The sequence below is a fragment of the uncultured Parolsenella sp. genome, from assembly GCF_934660935.1.
Taxonomy (GTDB): Bacteria; Actinomycetota; Coriobacteriia; order Coriobacteriales; family Atopobiaceae; genus Parolsenella.
In genome coordinates, this window is record NZ_CAKUIH010000005.1 from 1 (window position 1) to 19,580 (window position 19,580).

The 19,580-nt window shown below is 63.1% G+C and carries 13 protein-coding genes; 4 read left to right on the forward strand and 9 right to left on the reverse strand.

Features of this window, described 5'->3' with window-relative positions; all coding sequences use genetic code 11:
- Positions 1 to 300 (forward strand): DUF3825 domain-containing protein (locus Q0H23_RS03515; protein WP_293835753.1); only part of this gene is annotated, 300 nt, incomplete at its 5' end.
- Between the two features lie 150 nt (positions 301 to 450).
- Here the strand turns inward: Q0H23_RS03515 and ligA are convergent.
- The 8 genes from ligA to Q0H23_RS03555 form a co-directional block, all read right to left on the reverse strand.
- Positions 451 to 2,586, reverse strand: coding sequence for an NAD-dependent DNA ligase LigA (ligA, locus tag Q0H23_RS03520; RefSeq protein WP_293836022.1), 2,136 nt, complete (start codon positions 2,584 to 2,586; stop codon positions 451 to 453).
- 337 nt (positions 2,587 to 2,923) lie between these two features.
- On the reverse strand, positions 2,924 to 4,441 hold the full coding sequence (locus Q0H23_RS03525) for a trypsin-like peptidase domain-containing protein (RefSeq protein WP_293835756.1): 1,518 nt from the start codon (positions 4,439 to 4,441) through the stop codon (positions 2,924 to 2,926).
- Between the two features lie 298 nt (positions 4,442 to 4,739).
- On the reverse strand, positions 4,740 to 5,414 hold the full coding sequence (locus tag Q0H23_RS03530) for a winged-helix domain-containing protein (RefSeq protein ID WP_293814717.1): 675 nt from the start codon (positions 5,412 to 5,414) through the stop codon (positions 4,740 to 4,742).
- A 162-nt stretch (positions 5,415 to 5,576) separates the two neighbouring features.
- The gene (locus Q0H23_RS03535) at positions 5,577 to 6,362 is read right to left on the reverse strand and encodes an amino acid ABC transporter ATP-binding protein (protein WP_293836024.1); all 786 of its coding nucleotides are present in this window, start codon (positions 6,360 to 6,362) and stop codon (positions 5,577 to 5,579) included.
- An 18-nt stretch (positions 6,363 to 6,380) separates the two neighbouring features.
- A complete protein-coding gene (locus Q0H23_RS03540; protein ID WP_293835759.1) occupies positions 6,381 to 7,715 on the reverse strand; it encodes an amino acid ABC transporter permease in 1,335 nt (444 codons plus the stop codon).
- A 136-nt stretch (positions 7,716 to 7,851) separates the two neighbouring features.
- Positions 7,852 to 8,685 (reverse strand): ABC transporter substrate-binding protein, encoded by an 834-nt coding sequence (locus Q0H23_RS03545; RefSeq protein WP_293835761.1) that lies wholly within the window; start codon positions 8,683 to 8,685, stop codon positions 7,852 to 7,854.
- 406 nt (positions 8,686 to 9,091) lie between these two features.
- Positions 9,092 to 10,438, reverse strand: a complete 1,347-nt coding sequence (locus Q0H23_RS03550; RefSeq protein ID WP_293814720.1) for a glutamine synthetase family protein — start codon at positions 10,436 to 10,438, stop codon at positions 9,092 to 9,094.
- A gap of 329 nt (positions 10,439 to 10,767) precedes the next feature.
- Entirely contained in the window at positions 10,768 to 10,986 is a 219-nt protein-coding gene (locus tag Q0H23_RS03555; protein WP_293835763.1) for a FeoB-associated Cys-rich membrane protein, read from the reverse strand.
- 413 nt (positions 10,987 to 11,399) lie between these two features.
- Between Q0H23_RS03555 and Q0H23_RS03560 the strand changes: the two genes are divergently transcribed.
- From Q0H23_RS03560 to Q0H23_RS03570, 3 genes are all read left to right on the forward strand, one after another.
- The gene (locus tag Q0H23_RS03560) at positions 11,400 to 12,101 is read left to right on the forward strand and encodes an ABC transporter ATP-binding protein (protein ID WP_293835766.1); all 702 of its coding nucleotides are present in this window, start codon (positions 11,400 to 11,402) and stop codon (positions 12,099 to 12,101) included.
- A gap of 78 nt (positions 12,102 to 12,179) precedes the next feature.
- On the forward strand, positions 12,180 to 15,728 hold the full coding sequence (locus tag Q0H23_RS03565; RefSeq protein WP_293835769.1) for an FtsX-like permease family protein: 3,549 nt from the start codon (positions 12,180 to 12,182) through the stop codon (positions 15,726 to 15,728).
- A gap of 367 nt (positions 15,729 to 16,095) precedes the next feature.
- The gene (locus Q0H23_RS03570; protein ID WP_293835772.1) at positions 16,096 to 17,547 is read left to right on the forward strand and encodes an oligosaccharide flippase family protein; all 1,452 of its coding nucleotides are present in this window, start codon (positions 16,096 to 16,098) and stop codon (positions 17,545 to 17,547) included.
- A gap of 227 nt (positions 17,548 to 17,774) precedes the next feature.
- Here Q0H23_RS03570 and aspS read toward each other — a convergent pair whose 3' ends face one another.
- Entirely contained in the window at positions 17,775 to 19,544 is a 1,770-nt protein-coding gene (aspS, locus tag Q0H23_RS03575; protein WP_293836027.1) for an aspartate--tRNA ligase, read from the reverse strand.
- Between the last annotated feature and the right edge of the window lie 36 nt (positions 19,545 to 19,580).

Consider the following 19,580-nt stretch of genomic DNA (forward strand, 5'->3'; position numbering starts at 1 on the left):
CGTTATCGCCGGGCGTGCCGTGCGCTCGACGATGCCATCGACCTCTCGCTGCGCCGCGCGCGCCGCAGCTATCGCCACGTCACGCCCGCCTTCGACGCCGCTCTCGGCCGCAAGCTCATGCTCCTGCCGCTCGCTCTCGTTGACGACACGAGCATCGACTGCGCGCTGGTCCTCGAGCTCATGCCGAGCGGCGCCTACCAGGCGGCGGCCGTTGCCTCCCTGTCGCGCGCCTACGCGGCCGCGCGCGTAGTGAGCGAGCAGCTGCCGTCCTGGCTCGAGGCCGATCGCGCCCTGGCTTAAAGCTGCAACCAGCAAACAAGCAATCCCGCGCAGTACGCGCGCAAAGCAAATCGCCCGGACCCCAAAGGGACCGGGCGATTTCATTTACTTCGTTTGCTCCTTTTGCAGCTGCCACGAGTAGTTGACAAAGGGACTGTCCCTTTTGCAGGTTTAGACGGTGGGTGCCTCGCCTGTCTCGAGGATATGGTCAAGCGCTTCCTCGTCAAGCACGGGCACGCCGAGCTGCTCCGCCTTCGTTAGCTTCGAACCCGCGGCGGCGCCCGCCACGACATAACTCGTCTTCTTCGAGACCGAGCCGGACACTTTGGCGCCAAACGCCTGGAGCGCGGCCTTTGCCTCGTCGCGCGTGTGACGCTCGAGCGTGCCGGTCAGCACGAACGTGAGACCCGCGAGCGTCTGTGGGGCAGTCTCCCCCGCCTGCTCCTCCTCGAGCACGACGCCCGCTTCACGCAGGCGCTCGAGCACGGCGGCGTTCTCCTCGACGGAGAGGAACTCGCGCACGCTGTGGGCGATCTTTGGCCCCACGCCCTCGACCGCGGCGATACGCTCCTCGTCTGCCGACATCAGGCTCGTGAGGCTGCCGAATTCCTTCGCGAGTGAGCGCGCAACCTGCTCTCCCACGTGACGAATGCCCAAGCCGAACAGCACGCGCGCCAGGCCGCGTCCGCGCGACTCCTCTACCTGAGCCATCACCTTGGCGGCAATAGTCTTGCCCACGAGGATGTCGTCGCCCGCGACGCTCACGCGGCCCGTCGGGCACGCGGCAAGCACCGTCTCCGTCAGGCGGTCATAGAAATCTGCCACGTCAGAGATCATGCCGGCAGCCACGAGCTTGCCGATCAGCTCGTCGCCCAGGCCGTCGATGTCCATCGCCTTGCGACCCACCCAGTGGCAAAGACGCTCGTGAGCCTGTGCGGGGCAGTCGATGGAGACGCAGCGATAGGCAACCTCGCCCTCCTCGCGGATGACGGGGCTTCCACAGCTGGGACACGTAGTAGGCATGTGGAACTCGGGCGCGTCCTCCGGGCGCAGCTCGAGCACCGGGCCCACGACCTCGGGGATGACGTCGCCGGCCTTGTGAACCACAATGGTGTCACCCACACGCACGTTCTTGCGGCTGATCTCGTCGATGTTGTGAAGCGTGGCTCGTGCGATGGTAGAGCCCGCCACGAAGACGGGGTCGAACTCGGCGACCGGCGTCAGCACGCCCGTGCGCCCCACCTGAATGCGGATCTCGCGAAGCACCGTACGCTTCTCCTCCGGCGGGAACTTGAAGGCAATCGCCCAGCGCGGAGCACGCGCCGTAAAGCCCAGTGCCTCCTGGCTAGCGAACGAGTCGACCTTGACCACCACGCCGTCGATGTCATAGTCGAGGTCCTCGCGATGTGCCAGCGCATCGGCGCAAAACTCGTGCACCTCATGGGCGCTCGTGCAACGGCGGGCGTTGGGATTGACCGAGAAGCCGCAGGCACGGAGCCACTGGAGGAACTCCCACTGCGTGCTCACGGCGAGCGGGGCCTCGTCAGCCACGGCATAGATGAAGGTCTCGAGGTCCCGATGAGCCGTGACCTTCGGGTCCTTCTGGCGGAGGCTACCAGCGGCGGCATTGCGCGGGTTGGCGAAGGGCTCGCGGCCCGCGGCATCGGCATCCTCGTTCAGGCGAACGAAGCTGTGCTTGGGCATATAGACCTCGCCACGCACCTCAATCGACTGGCCGAGGCCGCCGTCGGCGACCTTAGCGAGACCATTCGCGGCAAGCGCATGCGGGATGTCAGCGATCGTTAGCACGTTGGCGGTGACGTTCTCGCCAGTGGTGCCGTCACCTCGCGTCGCCGCGCGAACAAACTGCGCATCACGATATGTGAGGGCGACGCCCAAACCGTCGATCTTGAGCTCGCAAGTGTAGGCAACGGGGCGCTCCGGCGTGGAACCCAGGGCCTCGTCCGTACGGGCAAGCCACTCGTCAAGTTCCTCGAGGTTCATCGCGTCATCGATCGAGTACATGCGGCGCGCGTGGCGCACCGGCTCGAACTGCTCGGAGACATAGCCGCCCACACGCTGAGTGTAGGAGTCCGGACCAACAAGCTCGGGATGAAGATCCTCAATAGCTTTGAGCTCGCGGACGAGACGGTCAAACTCGGCATCCGTGACGGCGGGGTCATCGAGCGCGTAATAACGATAGGCATAGGTATTGAGGAGGCGGTTGAGCTCCGCTGCACGGGCACGCGGAGACTTCGCAGCATCGGATGCAGGCGCCTCGGACGCAGCCTCTTCTACCTCCGGCATATCGCCAAAGAGAGAAATCTGCCCGTCTACCTGCGTGTTATTTGACTTGCCCTGCGCCATCGAGACTCCCATCGGTCACTGTCGATTGCTCAGAATGGTACCGCAGGTCCCGGACACGCCGCGAGACTGATGCGGTCATTCAAGCAAACGCCAGCGCCTCACAACCCGTTGCGCCACGCAAAGGCGCCGGCCCCACGCGAATTCGCGCGAGACCGGCGCCTTGCATCAAGCCAGATCGTTCCGGGCATCAGACTATCCGCGAGCCCCCTGTCGTTCTGGGCATCAGGCAACCCGCGAGCCAAGTTGTCCCAGGCATCAGGCCGCCCGCACGCCCGCCTTATCGCTGGCTGAACCCGTTACCACGGGAATCCGAGTTACCGTTCCCGTTGCCGTAGCCATACTGGTTGAGATATTGCTCGAGAAGAGAGCCCTGCGAGGACTCGTCCTGTTCACTGTTCTGCATGGACTCGTCCGATCCAAGCGTCACGTCAACGGACATCTGCTTGCTGCCGCGTATGAGGGTTACGGCCACCTTGTCGCCCACACTATGCGAGCGCACGGCAAGTACCAGGCCGTCTGAGCTCGTGATCTCCTCGCCGTCAAGACTGGTGATGATATCGCCCTTGCGGATGCCCGCCTGCTCAGCCGGGCTTCCGCTCGTGACCTCGGCGACATAGGCACCCTGATTGACGGAGAGATTGTTCTCACGTGCGTTTTGCGGCGTCACGGTCTGGAAGGAGCCGCCGAGATAGGCATGTGTGACCGTCTCTCCGTTGATGATCTTCTGTGCCACCTCGACCGCATAATTGCCCGGAATGGCGAAGCCCACGCCCGAGCTCGAGCCCGAATAGCTCTCGATGAGCGAGTTGATGCCAACGAGCTTGCCTTCGTCGTCCACGAGCGCACCGCCGGAGTTGCCAGGGTTGATCGTCGCATCAGTCTGGATGAGGTTGGTGTAGATCGTGTTGCCCGAGGTGCTCTGCATCATCGTGGAACGATACAGCGAGCTCACGATACCCGTAGAGACGGACTGTTCGAGACCAAAGGGACTGCCCAGGCTCATGACCCAATCGCCAACCTGAAGCGAGCTCGAGTCTCCCACCTCGATGGGCGTGAGCGTCGCGCCATTGGGATTGATCTTGATGACGGCGAGGTCGCTCGACTCGTCAGAGCCGACGACCGTAGCGTCATACGATTCGCCGCCAACAGAGACCGAGATAGTCTGCGCTCCCTCGATGACATGATAGTTGGTGAGGATGTTGCCATCCGTATCGAGGACGACGCCAGAGCCGACGCCCTCGGCATCGCTCGTCTCCACGTTGATGGAGACGACGGAAGGCAGGCACTTCGCCGCGACGGCGGTCGCAAGCGAGGTGTCCTCGGAGGAGGGATCGATCGTGATGGACTGACCTGCGTTCGTCACGGTTGTGACGGTGGCGGGCCTGTCGAAGAAGCCACCGAAGTTCAGCGCCGCCACGACGCCCGCAGCGCCCAGGACACCACCGATCAAACCGAACACGAGGGCCTTGAGGCCGACGCGCGGCTTCTTGGGCTTAGGTGCGCCGGCAGTGGCACCAGCGCCCGGGATGGGCGGCACCTGCGTAGGCGGCACCTGGCTCGTGGCCGCCTGCTGCGCGTACGCCTGGCCCGCCGTCTGCTGCGCATATGCCTGACCCGCGGTAGGCTGCGCATATGCCTGCGTCGTCTGCGCGGGCGGCACCTGGCCCGCGGCCTGCTGGCCGTACGTCGGCTGAGCGGAGGACTGCTGGTGGTACGTCTGGGCCGGCGGTACAGGCGGAACCTGCTGCGTCGGCTGAGCGCCCGGATAGACCGGACCTTGGTTGTCAGTTGGCATGATCGCTCCCCGTTCTATATATGCGATCGCTCGCGAATTTCGCTTGTGACTGTTGTACCCTACCGCACCGCACCACCCAGCTTCAACGTCCATGAATCACAGTCGCGAAACAACGCTTGCAGGAGCCTGAAAACAATTCAGCCAGGAAGACGGAGCCGGCACGGCACCTCCCCACGCGCGACCCGGCACCCGCGGCCTCGCCCACGCGCGGCCTGGCACCCTCGCCCGCGCGGCACAGCACCCGTCCACAAAAAAGACGCGCCCAAAAGGACGCGCCCAGACGCAACCCAATACAGGCCTACACCTTAAACAAGTAGCCCACGCCACGGACGGTGACGATGTGGTTTGCCACCTGCGGGCCCACCTTCGAACGCACTCGACGGATGTGCACGTCGACCGTACGCGTGCCGCCGCAGTACTCGAAGCCCCAGACGCGGTGCAGCAATGTCTCACGCGAGTAGGCGCGCGAGGGATGCGTGGCAAGGAAACTCAGCAGCGAGTACTCCATGAGGGTGAGGTCGACGGGCTTATCGTCGATGTAGATCTGGTACGTGGCAAGGTTGATGGTCATGTTGTCGATGACCACGATATCGCTCGGGGCATTCTCCTCGCCGGGCCACAGGAGCTGCGTCATGCGCACCTCGAACTCGGCCTGACCGGCACTGGCGAGAATGAAGTCATTGCGGCCCTGAACGGGCATGCGCAGGCTGTCGAGCTTCTCCTCGTCCACAACGAGAAGCTCCGGCACGCAGCCGTTCTCGGCAGACCAGGCAGAGACGCGAGCAACGAGATCGCCCGTCACGCCCGCGAGGTCGAGCGTCACGAGACCAAAGTCGTTACCACTGGCAATGGCCTGGTCGAAGGTGTCCGGCGTGGCCAGCAGAATGGAGATGTCGAGCTCGTGGGAGAGCTCGCGCATACGATCATGCAGGCGCGTGGTACGCGATATGAGAAGAACCTTCTTGTGATGCATGCCGGGTGCCCCTAATCCTCGACGGTTGAGAAGGTGCCCGTTAAGGCCACGTTACGATTGAAAGAGCTTAACACGGCCGTCCCAGCCAAACCCTTTGGTTAAGCATAGTTTACAACGACGCCCACCCCGTGTAATCAATTCGCAACGCCGTCTTTCGCGGTCCTACACGTCCTTGATATTGCCAAGAAACGCCTTGGTACGCTCGTGCTGGGTGTGATCGAAGACTTCCTCGGGCGTTCCCTGCTCCACGATGACGCCGCCATCCATGAAGACGACGCGATCCGCGACGTCGCGAGCAAAGCCCATCTCGTGAGTGACGACAATCATCGTCATGCCCTCGCGAGCGAGGTCACGCATGACGCCAAGGACGTCACGGACGAGCTCCGGGTCAAGGGCGCTCGTTGCCTCGTCGAACAGCATCACGTGCGGGTTCATCGCAAGCGCGCGGGCAATGGCCACGCGCTGCTGCTGACCACCGGACAGCTGGCTCGGCATAAAGTCGACGCGATCGGCGAGGCCCACCTTCGTGAGCTCCTCGATGGCGATACGCTCGGCCTCCTCAGCGGTACGCTTAAGCACCTTCTGCTGGGCGAGCATGACGTTCTTCTTCACCGAGAGATGCGGGAAGAGGTTGAACTGCTGGAACACCATGCCGAGGTGAGTGCGGACCTCGTTGATGTCCACGTTCTTGCCGGTGATTTCGGTTCCCTCGACGGTGATAGTGCCGCTCGTTGGGGTCTCGAGCAGGTTGATGCAGCGTAGCATCGTGGACTTGCCCGAGCCCGAGGGACCCAACACCACGACGACCTCGCCGCGATGGACATCAAGGTCAATGCCCTTCAGGATGACGTTCTCCCCGTCATAGGTCTTGTGCAGGTCGCGAATCTGGACGACTACCTCGTCCTTCTCGGCGGTCTTGGTCTCTTGGGCCTTCTCGGCCTGGGTCATATCAGCCATGGTGTCCCTTTACGCGATGTGATCGCCGTCGATAACGCCGGCTTCCTTGAGGGTCTTCTTGCGGCGCTTGCCGGCATCCGTTCCGAGCATGCGCGACTCAAGCATACTCACGACGCGAGCGAGCGGGATCGTCACCACGAGATAGAAGAGGGCGGCGACGATGTAGGGCGTGATCGAGCCGGTGGAGGCGACGATCGTCTTCGAGTACATGACGACCTCCATGACGCCCACCGCCGCGAGCAGCGACGTGTCCTTGTAGAGCAGGATGAACTCGCTCGTCATCGTCGGGAGGACGTTGCGGAAGGTCTGGGGGATGATGACGTAGACCATCGTCTGGGCCGCAGTCATGCCAAGGGACCTCGCGGCCTCGTTCTGGCCCTTGCTAATCGACTGGATACCGGCGCGGAAGATCTCGCACAGGTAGGCGGCGGAGTTCATCGCCAGAACGATGACGCCAAGCGGATAGCTCGGGATCTTGACGCCAGCGAGAGGCAGGCCAAAGAACGCGATGTAAATCTGCAGGAACGCCGGCGTGCCGCGGATGATGTTCACGTAGAAGCCCGCGATGCCGCGCAGGACGCGCGAGTGGGAGATGCGCATGAGCGCCAGGATGAAGCCGAAGGGAATCGCAAGTGGAAACGCCACGAGCACGATGGCGAGTGCCATAAGGAAGCCCTGGAAGACCGAGGGGATGCTCGAGACGAGGATGGGCGGGTTGAGGAAGAGGCGCAGAAACGTGTTCTCGTTCCACTTCTTCACCCAGTCCTGCTGTTTGAGCCAAGTGGCGGCTCCGTCCCACATCGAGACGCCCGTGACCGTGATGGAAGGCACGTCAGAGAGCTCCTTGGTGGAGCCGTCGGCGAGCTCATAGGAGGCCTGGACCTGCTCTTCTCCACCAGCAGTGGGGAACTTCACCTTGTAGACCTCGAGGCGGATATAGGAGCCGGCAGGCGCCGCCTCGTCAAGGTCGAACGTGAGCGCCTGGCCATCGGCGGAGACCTCGACGGAGGGGCGTTCGCGATCCATAAGGTCAGCGCCGGAGAGCAGCGTCACGCGGGCGTCATCCGTTCCAAATGAGGTGCCTTCGGGAAGGGTCAGCGTGATGCTCTTGACCTGCTCGGAGGAATCCGCCTGGCCCTCCCAGGTGATACGCGTCTCGGAACCACCAAGGACGTCGCTCGAACCGCTCGCGTTGGGCTTGGCCGTGCACTTCGCGGTCTCGAGCGCGTAGGCGGGCGCGGGGACAGCGAACGCGAAGGCGCACGCAGCCACGACGGCCGCGAGCGCGAGGGTAAGCGAGCGCTTCGCGCCGAAGAGGTTCCTCTTGTCAGTGTTGTCGAACATGTTCATCCGTTCCATCCAGCTGTCGCTTGCGGGCAACCCGCCGCCATGCGCACGCGCGCACAAAGCCGTGGATTGCCCGCAAACGGCAAACGCCCCTCCGCCACGGCGGACGGAGGGGCGCCGCAAAGCGATCTCGTTAGCCGAAGTACTTGTTCACGATGCTGTCGAGGGTGCCATCATCGGTGATGGCAGCGAGAGCATCGTTGACGGCGTCGAGCAGGGCGCTGTTGTCCTTGCTGACGGCAACGCCATACTCCTCGCCCGTGGCGATCTCCTTGATGACCTGGGCATCGGTGTAGGACTCAGAAACCATCTTAGCGCCGACGGCCTTGTTGGTGATGACGGCGTTGGCCTGGCCAGCCTGCATCGCGGCAAAGGCATCCGTGGCGTTGCCGTAGGGCTGGGTGGTGGCGTTGGGGAAGTTCTCCTGAGCATAGGACTCAGCCGTGGTGCCGGACTGGACGGCAATGGTGACGCCAGCCTGGTTGAGGGCATCGGCGAAAGTATCCGCCGTGATGTCAGCGTTGGCCTTCATGGCGACGACGGAGAGGTCATCGATATAGTAGGAATCGGAGAAGTCGACCTGCTCCTCGCGCTCCGGATCGATCGTGATGCCAGAGATGCCGAGGTCAACCTGGCCACCAGCGGCAACAGCCGGGACGATGGCGTCAAACTGCAGGGTCTTCATCTCAAGCTCAAGGCCAAGTTTGTCAGCGAGTGCCTGGGCAAGGTCGATGTCGAGGCCAACGTACTGGTCATTCTCGAGGTTCTCGAACGGCGGGAAGTCCGGCGAGGTGCCAACGGTGAGCTTGCCATCGGTGACGAGGCCGAGGCCGGCGTCGGCGGCGGCAGAGGAGGCGGCGGCAGTGGTGGCGGCGCTGCCCGAGCCACCGCAACCGACAAGACCCATCATGCCGGCAAAAAGGCCAGCGGTGGCGACGAACTCACGCCTGCTCATGTTCTTGTTCATGTAAATCCCCTTCCTTCGCGCCCAACGGCGCGGTTATTGACGCATGGATACGGGCGCAAAACCACCCGCGCCCGGAGGCGCCGTTCCCTGGAGCCCTTGCCCCGCCGCAAAGATGCAACCAACTAGTCACATGCTCGCGATTGGTTTCCTATTGTAGTCATTTCAATGCATTACAAATGCTGAATATTCTATTTCTTGCATATTTCCAACAAGATACAAACTGTCCGTGCATTTTATGCGCTCGAATGGATACTTCCGGAGCACCTCTATAACGAAAGCAGAACGCCACCCATCCCGCGATGAGTGGCGTTCCTGTCAGTTCATCTCGGCGCAAGTTCGCACACGGGTGCGAATGCCTGTGGCCCCACGCAAGCTCGCATGCAAGCCGCGCGGGCCCTCCTATCCCTTAGAAGCCTCCGTAGTAGTGGCGAAGCTCCCAGTCAGTCACGGTCTGCGAGTACTCGGCCCACTCGCGACGCTTCTCCTCGAGGAGATAGTTGAAGATGTGGTCACCGAGCGCCTCGTGCACGAACTCGGAGTTCTCGAACTCGCGGATGGCCTCGCCAAGGTCGCGAGGAAGGCGCGCGGCGCCGGACTCGGCAAGCTGGTCGAACGGCACGGTCGACTCGGGCGGCAGAGGCAGCTCGTCGGCGATGCCCTTCATGCCGGCGGCAAGCGTCACGGCCATGATGAGGTAGGGGTTGCAGGTGGGATCCGGACCACGGAGCTCGATGCGGCGGCTCAGCTCCTTGCCAGGCTTATAGGTGGGAACGCGCACGAACGCGGAGCGGTTCTTCGAACCCCAGGTGGCATAGCACGGAACCTCGCCGTTGGGGACGAGACGCTTGTAGGAGTTGACGGTGGGATTCGTGATGAGCGCGAACTCCGGAGCGTACTTCAGGATGCCCGCGGCGTAGTGCTGGGCCGTCTTCGAGAGGTGGTGGATCGAGCCCTCTCCCTTCGCCCAGAACAGGTTGTTGCCGTCATGATCGAACAGCGACTGGTAGAGGAACATGGCCGAGCCGGGAACGCCCGAGAGCGGCTTGGGCATGAACGAGGCGAACAGGCCATGCGAGAATGCCGTCTGCTTGATGACGAGACGAGCCGTCATGATGTTGTCGGCGCAGGTGATGGCCTCGGAGTAGCGAAGCGACACGCCGTTCTGCGACGGAGCCAGCGCGTGGTAGGAGTACTCGACCGGCACGGACATCTGCTCGAGGGCGAGGGTCAGGTCGCGACGAAGGTCGCGGGCGGAGTCCTCGGGCGTGAGGTCGAAATAGCCGGCGTTATCGAGCGGGACCGGAACGGCAGAGCCGCTGGAGACCGTCGTGTCCTCCTTGAAGTAGAAGAACTGAATCTCAGGACTGACGTTCATGACGTAGCCAGCCTTGTCCGCCTCGCGGAACTGACGCAGCAGGCAGGCGCGCGGATCGCCCAGGAAGGGCTCGCGCTGGGGAGTCTTGATGTCGCAGAAGATGCGGGCGACGCCGCTCTCGGAGGGGCGCCACGGCAGGACCTGGAAGGTCGACGCATCCGGGAACGCCAGCATGTCGGACTCCTCGAGGGAGGAGAAGCCCTTCACCGCAGAGCCATCGAAGCCAATGCCCTCCTCGAAAGCCTCCTCGAGGTCCTCGGGGGAGATGGCGAAGGACTTGAGGTTGCCGAGCACGTCAGTGAACCACAGACGCACGAAGCGAATATCGCGCTCCTCGACGGAGCGCAGTACGAAATCGATGTTCTGCTCGTTAGTCATCGAGCTACCTCGCAGACGGACGCAGGATTAGCAAGAATGGGACCGGCAAGGCTGAATCTAGTTGTGCCAGTGTACGCAACAACTTTCCCACAGGCGTGTTACGGAGCTGTTACCCTTACCGAACCTCCCCGACAATCGAATTTTGCCATCGGCGAACGGTAGCATCATCTCGGCGAGACGCCTTGATCGGACACTTTGCCCGGGCGATTCACCCCGCGGGGCGTAAGTCTGCCAACGCTGCAATCAGGTGACCGCTCGGCAGAGATGCGAGCTTGCCAGTACCGCGAGCAGGCATTCTCGTCCGAGGCACGGGCCCACCTACGCCACGGCTAGGCACCCTTCTCCGCCTTGTAGCGCTCCGCTGCGGCGGCGGCACTCGCCATGAGCTTGGCGCTCTCCTTGCAATGGCCACTCTTGCCCGCATTGCACGAGCCGCTCGAGGCGCAGTCTGCGCACTCGCCGCTCTTGGCACCGCGAACCATGGACCGGACGCACAGCGCAAAAACGACGAGCACCACGAGAATGATGATCAGATCAATGGGACTCATTTCGCATCCCCTCTCGTAGCTAGGGTATTCCGATGTCGTCGTCGGGAAAGACCAAGCCGAGCATCAGCCGAGCAGGCTATGCGAGGCCAACTCGTCCGACGGCACGAGGCGCGGCACCGCACCGTTCTGAGTCTCATCTCCACGCACGGCATGCACCATACCGGAGCACATAAGTTTACTTCTGCTAACTATAGGCATCGCAAGCGTCTCGTGCAAGCAGCAACGGCCGCGTAAGCAGGAATACCCTACGCGAACAAGACGTCGATCGAGCCGGGCCGCTCCCATTCCGGGACAAGCACTCCCCAGGTATTCCGCCAGGGCGATATACTATAGAGACGCTGGCGCTATGCAGTTTTGCGCCCATCTCACCCACGACCGCGGGAAGGCCCGCCGGCATAGCCAGGGGGTTGCTCATGGCATACATCGAGTTCGATCATGTAGTGAAGGCATACGGGTCTGGCGCGACCGAGATTCACGCCCTCGACGAGGCGAGCTTCGCCGTCGAGAAGGGCGAGCTCGCCGTGATTCTCGGCGCTTCGGGCGCCGGCAAGACCACCGCCCTCAACATCCTAGGCGGCATGGACACCGCCACCTCGGGCCGCGTCGTAGTAGACGGCCGCGACATCACGCGCGCGAGCGAGAATGACCTCGTCGAGTATCGCCGCGCGGACGTGGGCTTCGTATTCCAGTTCTACAACCTCGTGCCCAACCTCACCGCCCTCGAGAACGTCGAGCTCGCAGCCCAGATTTGTCCGGATTCGCTCGACGCGCGCGAGACCCTGGAGAAGGTCGGCCTCGCCAACAGGCTCTCAAACTTCCCCGCCCAGCTCTCCGGCGGCGAGCAGCAGCGCGTCTCCATCGCGCGTGCCGTCGCCAAGAACCCGAAGCTCCTCCTCTGCGATGAGCCCACGGGCGCACTCGACTACGTGACCGGCAAGCAGATTCTCCAGTTGCTCCAGAACACCTGCCGCAAGGACGGCATCACCGTCATCCTCATCACGCACAACGCCGCCCTCGCCCCCATGGCAGACCGTCTCATTAGGTTCAAGAGCGGCAAGGTCACCGAGATGAGCGTCAACCCCTCCCCCACGCCGATCAGCCAGATCGAGTGGTAGCCGGGCCACGCCCCTCGCAAATCAAACGCCCCACATGCAACACGCAACGCCAGCTCACAAGCACGGAAAGACAGGCCCATGCGCTCTGCCCTCGTCACAGATACCCTGCGCACCATCTGCAACAGCGCCAAGCGCTTCTTCTCGCTTGCCGCGATCTGCGTGCTCGGCGTCACGATGCTCGTCGGCCTCACGATTGCGTGCAGGGACCTTCGCCTCTCCGCAGACAAGTTCTTTGACCAGCAGCGGCTCTATGACGTGAGCGTGCAGTCCACGTTTGGTCTCACGGAGGACGACGTCAATGCCCTCGCGGCGCTCGATAGCGTCGAGGAGGCCGAGGGTAGCTGGAGCGAAACCGCCTACACCACAATCGGCGGCGCCCACGCCTCAGTCTCGGTGAACGCCTTCAAGACCGGCGGCATGAACCAGCCCTATCTCGAGGAGGGCCGCCTCCCCGAGAACTCAGACGAGGTCGCCGTTACACAGGACTACCTCGACGCCACCGGCAAGCGCGTGGGCGATACCCTCACCTTTGGCGTCAGCGCAGACGACACGACATGGACAGCCGCCGACACGGCCCAGCCGCAGACGGATGCCGATGATGACGACGAGGACCTCGACGGCCTCGAGCTCGACAGCGAAGACGAGCAAGACAACGAGCTCTTCACCCGTCGCACCTACACGATCACCGCCTGCGTCATCGACCCCACCAACGTCTCCGCCAAGAATGGCTCCTCGTCATTCCGCTCCTCCGGCCCGAAGTACAGCTTCTTCGTACCCGCAAGCGCCGCCACCGCAGAGGCCTATTCCGTCGTCTACCTGCGCGCCACCGGCGCCGCCGAGCTCTCCTGCTTCTCCCAGAAGTACAAGGACGTCGTGAGCCGCGTGACAAGCGAGGCCGAGGGTATCAAGGCCGAGCGCGAGGCCGCGCGCGACGCGGAGATTCGCGGCGACGCCAACGCCCGCATCGACGATGCCGAGCAGGCTGCCAACGACAAGTTCGCCGAGGCCGAAGACAAGCTCGCCGAGGCTCAGAAGACCATCGACGACGCCATTGCCCAAATCGAATCCGGCCGCAGCGAGCTCGCGGAACAGAAGGCGTCCGCGCTCGACCAGCTTGCCGAAGCCCAGGCAAAAATCGACTCCGGCCGGGCACAGCTCGAAGACCCCGCGACCCGCGATCAGGCCGTCGAGCAGGCAAAGGCCTCCGCGATTTGCGCCCTCGAAGAGAGCGATCAGTACAAGCAGCTCGTCTCCACGCGCGACGCCCTCGTCCAGACCAAACAGAACTACGACGCGCTCGTCGACGCCAAAGCGCAGCTCGAGGAAACGCAGGGCCAGCTTGAAGCTGCCATAGACCAACTCAAGCAAGGCAAGGCCGAGCTCGAAACCGCAAGGGACACGCTCAAGCAGAGCATCGCCCAGCTCGAGGCATTGGGCCTTCCCACAGATGACCTCAAGGCCCAGCTCGCCGAGGTCGAGGGCAAGATCGACAAGCTCGACACGCAGCTCGCGGAGGCTGAGGCGCAGCTCGCCCAGGTCGAGGCCCAGCTTGGCACCGTGAACGACGGCATCACCGCCATCACCGCAGCGCTTGCCCTCCAGAACCTCACACCCGAAGCGCTCGAGTCCACTATCACCCAGCTCGAGGCCGGCATGGCCGCCGCAAGGCAGCAGACGGAAGACGCCGCCGTGGCCGAGGTCGACCGCAGCATCGCCGAGAGCCGCGCGCAGCTCGACCAGGGCCAGGCCGAGCTGAACTCCTCCCGCGCCGAGCTCGATACCCGGCTTGCCGCCGGCGAGGCAAGGCTCGCTGACGCTCAAAGCGAGGTTGACGAGGGTGCCGCCAAACTCGAAGAGAACCGCGCCGAATTCGAGCGCCAGAAGGCCGAGGCCCTCCAGAAGATCGCCGACGCCCGCGCCAAGGTCGAAGACATAGGGCATGCCACCTGGTATGTCCAGGACCGAGGCTCCATCTCGTGCTTCTCCTCCATCGACACGGACGCCAGCTGCATCGAGACGCTGGGCTTCGTCTTCCCGGTCATCTTCCTCGTGGTCGCCATTCTCGTCGCCCTCACGACGGCAATGCGCATGGTCGAGGAGGAGCGCGGACTCATCGGCCTTTACAAGGCGCTTGGCTACCACCGCGGCAGCATCATGGCCAAATACGTCCTCTATACCGCGGGCGCTGCCCTCGCCGGCGGCATCGTCGGCGCCATTCTCGGTTTCGTCGCACTACCGCTGTTCCTTTTCAAGTTCTTCGCGCTCATGTATACGCTGCCCGCCTTCGAGCTCTCGTTCTCGCCGGCGCTCTGCGCGCTCGCCATGGGCATCTTCGTCCTCGGCATCGGTGCCACCACGGCGCTCACCGTAAGCCGCGAGCTCACGGAGCAGCCCGCCCAGCTCATGCGTCCGCGTGCGCCCAAGGCAGGCAAGCGCATCCTTCTCGAGCGTATGCCCATCATCTGGAACCATCTCGGTTTCCTCAACAAGGTCACGGCCCGCAACCTCTTCCGCTACAAGGGCCGCCTCGCGATGACGGTCTTTGGCGTTGCTGGCTGCTGCGCACTCATGATTGCCGGCTTCGCCATCAACGACACCGTCGAGGGCCTCTCCGCCAACCAGTACGGCGCCGACGACCGCACCGGCGTCTACTCCTATGACCTACTTGCCGTCACCCAGGCGGATGACCTCGAGGCAGTGGCACGCGAACTCACTCGGGCACCCGAGGTTGCCACATACACCTGCGTCTACACCGATAACGTCACCGTCGAGCGCAACGGCAGTCAGGACACCGCCCAGCTCATCGTCGTACCCGACGGCTTCTCTCTCGACGGCTTCATCGACCTGCACACCGAGGATGGCACCGGCGTCTCCCTCGACGACGCCACGCGCGATGGCGGTGTGCTCTTCACCAAGAGCACCGCCAACGTCCTCGGCTTTGGCGCTGGAGACGAGGTTACGCTCAAGGACACCAAGCTCAACCAGGCGGACATGAAGGCGTCTGACATCGTCATGAGCTACCTCGGCAACGCCGTCTACATGACACAGTCCACCTATGAGAAGCTCTTTGGCGAGAAACTCGAGGCCAATGCCCTCATCGCCATCCTCCTCGGCACGGATGACGAGAAGATCGACTTCTGCGACGAGCTCGCCAATGACACGCGCTACCTTAACGTCACCAACATCCGCCAGGGCGTGCGCGACTTCTCGGACGTCTTCATCCTCATCCGCTGCGTGACGGCCCTGCTCATCGTGCTTGCCGCAGGTCTTTCCTTCGTTGTGCTGTTCACGCTCTCGACCACCAACGTGTCCGAGCGAGAGCGTGAGCTCGCGACGATCAAGGTCCTCGGCTTCCGTCGTGGCGAGCTGCGCACCTACATCAATAAGGAGATGCTCATCCTCACGTTTATCGGCACGGTTCTCGGCGTTCCGCTTGGTCTTGCGCTATCACAGTCGCTCACCTATGTCCTCAACATGCCTTCCATGTACTTTGCCGTCGAGGTCGCGCCCGCGGGCGTCATCATCTCCTGCACGCTATCGCTCGTGTTCGCCGTCATCGTCTGCCTCATCACGAGGCCCTCGATCGACCGCATCGACATGGTCGGAGCGCTCAAGTCCGCGGAGTAGCGACGGGATAACGCGGCGGATTTAGGGCAGATGAGCACAGGACAACGCTGCGGATTTGAGGCAAATGCGCGCAGGACAACAACTCGGCTGCGCAGGGGCGTGAGCACACGCTACCGATGTCGCCAGCGCCCGGCGAGCACTCGTAGCAGCATTGTTAAGCCATGGCAAAGGTGTGATCGTCGTTTCGGGGCTTGGGTAGAATGAACCACAATTCACACGACGAAGGGCACACATGATCAATCCGCTAGCTAATAGGTCGGGATCCGAGCGAAACGCAACGCGCGGACGAAGGCTGCGCAATAGCAGCGAGGTTGCCGTCCGTCCGAGGGGCGCCCGTTTCTCCTCTGACGCCGACAATGATGAGACGATGGACGAGGAGGCAGGCCGCGGACGCAGCAGGATGCGCGGTCGTGGTGGTCGTGGCAACCGCGCCCAGCGTCCCAAGCGTCCTCGCAAGCCTAGCCGCCTCGGCATGATCGTTGGCAGTTGGTGGAACCGCCTCATCGGTGCCGTATACTCCGGCTCCCTCTCGAGCCAGACCGAGCAGTATGCCGCCCACAACACCACGCAGGACTACATTTGGAACTCCGTGGGCCTTGGCGCCTGGGGCGTGGTCTTCCCCGTCCTCTCCGTCGTCACGACGCAGCTCTTGAACGTCGAGCAAGGCGGTCGCTTCTCGATGGCTTTCGTCACGGGCACGCTGCTCCTCTTCATCGCCAACTTCGGCGTCCGCACCTACCAGGCGTCTGACATCTCAGAGAACCACTCCTTCGCGGACTACCAGGCCTGCCGTGTCGTCACCGTCGCCGCGATGCTGCTCATCGGCGTGCTCTACTGCCAGATCCGCGGCTATGATCCGGAGATGTTCGGCCTCTGCATGGGCATGTTCGTCTATCGCGCCGTCGATGGCCTCGCGGATGTCTATGAGGGCCGTCTCCAGCAGATGGACAAGCTCTACCTCGCCGGCATCTCGCAGGCAGTACGCTCGGCCGCTGCCATCGTCGCCTACTGCGTGCTGATCTTCATCACGAGGAGCATCTCTGCTGCCGGCATCGCCATGGGCGTCGCCGCCGTCGCATCGTTCGTCCTGCTCACGCTTCCGCTTACGTTCTTCGAAACGCCCAAGAGCGAAAAGCTCCGCCTGACGAGCGTGAAGGATCTCTTCGTTCAGTGCTTCCCGTTGTTCGTAGCGCTGTTCCTCTATAACCTCATCGACAACATGCCTAAGTTCGCCATGGAAGGTGTGCTGTCGTACGACAACCAGCTCTACTTCAACGCGCTCTTCTCGCCCGCGCACATGATCATCATGGTGATTGGCTTCGTCTATAAGCCGCAGCTCATGCGTCTTGCGGAGATTTGGGCTGACCCCGAGCGCCGCGGCCGCTTCGACATCATCGTTCTCGCCGTGCTCCTACTGATCGTCGCACTCACGGGTGGCGTCGGTGTCTTCATGGCAACCGCCGGCATTCCCATCATGAGCTTCATGTACGGCGTCGACTTCGAGCAGTTCCGCGGCCTGTGCTACGTCATGATCGCAACGGGAGGCGTCTGCGCCGCAATCGACTTCCTCTACCAGATCATCACGGTGCTGCGCCGCCAGAAGGCCGTCACGCGCGTCTACCTGTTGACGCTCGGCTTCTCGCTGTTCGTACCGCCGCTGCTCATCGGCTTCACAGGCCTTCCCGGCGCGGTTCTCGGATACCTCATCGTTATGTGCATCCTCCTCGTGCTGCTAGTGACCGAGTACCTCTCGATTCACGCCGAGCTCTCCGAAACGCTCAAGAGCTACCGCAAGCGCGCCGTCCGCGACACGAAATAGCCCCCGAACATAAGGCTGCACTATCTGCGGCGATAGGCCTCGAGCCAAGTCAGAAGCAGGAGCAGACAACCAGATCGCTTGACTTATTGCCGTGCCCTCAACTCCCATCGCCCGGTGACGTCAAGCATAGAGAAGGGCTCCGCCACTTGGTGACGGGGCCCTTCTCATGTTCGAGTTGTCATCTCGAGGTAGTAATGAAGCTCGGCGACGACTGAGGCGCCGGCGGACTACATCAGGCGGAGGCCAACTTCCTTGAGCTGCTTGGAAGAAACCTCGCTGGGAGCGTCGCTCATGAGGTCGGAGCCACTCGAGGTCTTCGGGAACGCCATGACCTCACGGATCGAATCGGAGCCGGTGAGCAGCATGCACACGCGGTCGAGGCCGAGGGCGAAGCCGCCCATGGGAGGCGCACCAAACTCAAGGGCGTCCATGACGAAGCCGAACTGCTCGCGGGCGCGCTCCTCCGTAAAGCCGAGGAGCTCGAGCATCTGAAGCTGCATCTCCGCGTCGTGGATACGCATGCCGCCGCCACCGGCCTCATAGCCGTCCATGACGAAGTCATACGTGAAGCTGCCAGCCGCCAGCGGGTCAGCCTTAATCTTCTCGACGTCAGACTCGGTCGGGAGGGTGAAGGGCTGGTGCTCCGCCGCATAGGCCTTACGCTCCTCATCCCAGTGGAACAGCGGGAAGTTGACGACCCAGAGGAAGTCATGGCCCTCGCGCTTGACGTTGAGGGCATCAGCCATGTGGCAGCGCATGCCGCCGAGAATCTCGCAGGAAGCGAGACGCGGGCCGGCGGCGAACATCACGAGATCGCCGGGCTCGACATCAGCGCGCTCGCGAAGGGCGGCCATCTCCTCATCGGAGAAGAACTTGACGATGGGGCTGTTGATGGAGCCATCCTCGCGGAAGGCGATCCAGGCGAGACCCTTGGCGCCAAAGGCCTTTGCCACGCCCTCGAGCTTGTCAATCTGGGCGCGCGGCCAGGTGCCAGCACCCTTGGCGTTAATGCACTTGACGACGGAGCCCTCGGTGTTCGCAGCGGAGGAGAAGACCTTGAACTTGGACTCGGTAAAGATATCCGTGACATCAACGAGGTGCATGCCATAGCGAGTGTCCGGCTTGTCGATGCCGTAGGTATCCATGGCATCCCAGTAGTCCATGCGACGCAGCGGCGTGGGCATGTCGACGCCCATCTTGGCGAAGGCGTCGTGGAGGACGTCCTCGAGAGCGCTCATGACGTCGTCCTGGTTGACGAAGCTCATCTCGATGTCGACCTGAGTGAACTCAGGCTGGCGGTCGGCGCGGAGGTCCTCGTCACGGAAGCACTTGGCGACCTGATAGTAGCGCTCGACGCCACCAACCATGAGCAGCTGCTTGAGGAGCTGCGGGGACTGGGGCAGAGCATAGAGGCGACCCGGCTGAATGCGACAGGGCACCAGGAAGTCGCGCGCGCCCTCGGGCGTGGACTTGAAGAGGCTCGGCGTCTCGACCTCCATGAAGGCGCGGTTGTGAAGCGCCTCGCGGATGGCGAAGGTGAAATCGGAACGCAGCTTGAGGTTGGCCATCATCTCGGGCCTGCGGATGTCAAGGTAGCGGTAGCGCAGGCGCGTGTCCTCGGCGGTGTCAATGCCATCCTCGATCTGGAACGGCGGCGTCTTGGAGCGGTTGAGGATCTCGATGGTGTCGACGCGAACCTCGATCTCGCCGGTGGGGAGCTTGGGGTTGATGGTCTCCTCGTCACGGCCGCGAACGACGCCGTGGACGCAGATGGGCCACTCGGGGCGGATGGTCTCGGCAGCGTGGAAAGCGGTGCCGCCGGAGTGCTCGGGGTCGAAGGTGCACTGGGTCATGCCAGAGCGATCGCGGAGGTCAACGAAGATGAGGCCACCGTGATCGCGGCGACGCCACACCCAACCCGTGAGCGTGACCTCGCGGCCGATGTCCTCACGACGAAGCTCGCCGGCGGTGTGGGTGTGCATGGAGTGCTCGTGCATGGCGCCCGTCTCGGCGGCGAAGGCGCTGGCGGCCTG

Coding starts and splice junctions, on each gene's coding strand:
- aspS (WP_293836027.1), bottom strand. CDS start 19,544: ATGCACGAGCACTCCATGCACACCCACACCGCCGGCGAGCTTCGTCGT.
- Q0H23_RS03565 (WP_293835769.1), top strand. CDS start 12,180: ATGCGCTCTGCCCTCGTCACAGATACCCTGCGCACCATCTGCAACAGC.
- Q0H23_RS03540 (WP_293835759.1), bottom strand. CDS start 7,715: ATGTTCGACAACACTGACAAGAGGAACCTCTTCGGCGCGAAGCGCTCG.
- Q0H23_RS03545 (WP_293835761.1), bottom strand. CDS start 8,685: ATGAACAAGAACATGAGCAGGCGTGAGTTCGTCGCCACCGCTGGCCTT.
- Q0H23_RS03550 (WP_293814720.1), bottom strand. CDS start 10,438: ATGACTAACGAGCAGAACATCGATTTCGTACTGCGCTCCGTCGAGGAG.
- Q0H23_RS03530 (WP_293814717.1), bottom strand. CDS start 5,414: ATGCATCACAAGAAGGTTCTTCTCATATCGCGTACCACGCGCCTGCAT.
- Q0H23_RS03525 (WP_293835756.1), bottom strand. CDS start 4,441: ATGCCAACTGACAACCAAGGTCCGGTCTATCCGGGCGCTCAGCCGACG.
- Q0H23_RS03560 (WP_293835766.1), top strand. CDS start 11,400: ATGGCATACATCGAGTTCGATCATGTAGTGAAGGCATACGGGTCTGGC.
- Q0H23_RS03535 (WP_293836024.1), bottom strand. CDS start 6,362: ATGACCCAGGCCGAGAAGGCCCAAGAGACCAAGACCGCCGAGAAGGAC.
- Q0H23_RS03570 (WP_293835772.1), top strand. CDS start 16,096: ATGGACGAGGAGGCAGGCCGCGGACGCAGCAGGATGCGCGGTCGTGGT.
- ligA (WP_293836022.1), bottom strand. CDS start 2,586: ATGCCGGAGGTAGAAGAGGCTGCGTCCGAGGCGCCTGCATCCGATGCT.
- Q0H23_RS03555 (WP_293835763.1), bottom strand. CDS start 10,986: ATGAGTCCCATTGATCTGATCATCATTCTCGTGGTGCTCGTCGTTTTT.